This is a genomic window from Shewanella sp. SG41-4, from assembly GCF_014164505.1.
Lineage (GTDB): Bacteria > Pseudomonadota > Gammaproteobacteria > Enterobacterales > Shewanellaceae > Shewanella.
Window position 1 is genome coordinate 1 of the sequence record NZ_JACJFI010000516.1, and the last position, 1,829, is coordinate 1,829.

1 protein-coding gene and 1 pseudogene are annotated in these 1,829 nt (G+C 38.1%); both read right to left on the reverse strand.

Translation table 11 applies throughout. The annotated features are described in order from the left end of the window. Positions 1-253: pseudogene (locus tag H5202_RS21775) on the reverse strand (circularly permuted type 2 ATP-grasp protein); the annotation flags it as partial. 152 nt (positions 254-405) lie between these two features. Next, the gene (locus tag H5202_RS21780; protein WP_182773880.1) at positions 406-1,500 is read right to left on the reverse strand and encodes a zinc-binding metallopeptidase family protein; all 1,095 of its coding nucleotides are present in this window, start codon (positions 1,498-1,500) and stop codon (positions 406-408) included. Positions 1,501-1,829 lie beyond the last annotated feature (329 nt).

Consider the following 1,829-nt stretch of genomic DNA (forward strand, 5'->3'; position numbering starts at 1 on the left):
CGATTAATCTCGGGATAATATCAAACGGCCATGCCCGATCGATTGAACCTTCCTCATCATTATATACCCGAAAAGTAATACCCATTACGTGGATAGCAGAATCTGCCGCGGCTTTATATTCAATGATTTCGGAGTCAGAAAGAGAACTTAAGTAATTACATAAATCAATTGCGTAGGGTCTTAGAACACCTTGATTTTGAACAAGTTCATCGTGAAAGTTTGCGATATTGTAATCATTCCATTCAATAGCCATACATACCTTATTCGATTGCTTTTCAAACAACCACTATACGCACAATTTGGTATCTTTATTGGATTAATTCGTTTTTATTTACAAAGCATCAAATATATTTTACATATTTTAGGAGGAAATATCACTTTCCCTCCTTTAATAATTTACTTGATTTAAACAACAGTTTGGCTGTTATCGCCGGTAATAATTTCATGAACAAAACGCAATTTATCTAGCGCTGTAATTGAAATAACAAATGGATAGGCATCGTCCATCCCCATACTTCGGTTCAAAGCGTTGAGAACAGCAGTGAGTCGGCACCAATCATTGAATAAATGAGTGAAACTGGTTGAGGTATATGTCTGGCTATAATCAGCCGAATCAACTAACGGGTTAGCAACCATGTTGCCCGATACACTAAATTGGAAATCATTGGCGGTTTCAAGCGTATCGACCATGTGTAAATAATGTGCCCAGGTTTCAGCCCAGTCTTCCCATGGGTGCATACTGGCATAAGCACTTATCCATACATTTTGCCAATTGTTAGCCGGTCCATTTTGGTAATACTGGCGCATGGCGTCTGCGTAATCTAAGCGTTCGTCACCAAATAACTCTCTGAACTCATCCAAGCGTGGTGAGATTTTAAGCAAGCGATCCCAAAAATAGTGGCCCGATTCATGTCTAAAATGGCCTACCAAAGTGCGATAGCGTTCACCCATCATTTCACGCATCTGAATACGTGATGTCGAGTCGGCTTCATCTAAATTAATGGTAATTAATCCAGAGCTATGCCCAGTAGAGACATAGTTCTTAACCGTTAATTCATTACCAAATTCATCCTCTACTTGATCTTTTAAAAACGCAAAACCTAAGCCAGAAATAGGGTCAGTAGATCGATTGATAACCGGTAAATTCAGCTTCAATAAAGTGTATAGCAAACGTCTTTTAGCTTGCTCCATACGAAACCACAACTTGATGTTATTTTTATCAGAAAGGTTAGGTATGACTACTGTCAGACGACAAGACACACATAGCTCATGGCTATCTTGAATCGGCACCATCCAATTACAGACATCATATTGAGAATAGTTTTTACATTGTCTATATAACAAACCATTGCTAGATGCTTGCAGCTGCCCGTTGCGGTTTTTAGTAAAGGCACTGAGTTGCTGGTCATCTGGGATAAAACCTAATAGCAAACCGCATGATACGCACTTACTATTAGCAAAGTGTAAAGTGCTTCCACATTGACAAGAAAACTTCTTCAAACGTGAATTCCTTAGTGAGCAAACTGAAACAGAATATGATGAGCCAATTTGGCCGTAGGTGCAATGATTATACGTGTACATAATATACTAAGATGTTCGGTTTACCTTAGAATATATAAATGAATTTACAGTGTTCGTTGGGGCGCACAACATTTAACGATAGATATGAGGCTAAAACTACAATTTGACCTCATTTTTACGATTTAGCCATAATTTTACGAATGTGATGAGTAGAATATTATGCATTCATACTAACTCATTTATGCTTTCAAGCGGGTGAGTAAAACGTCAGGAATTGAGGATGTTTAGGGAATACGCTAGAACATTAT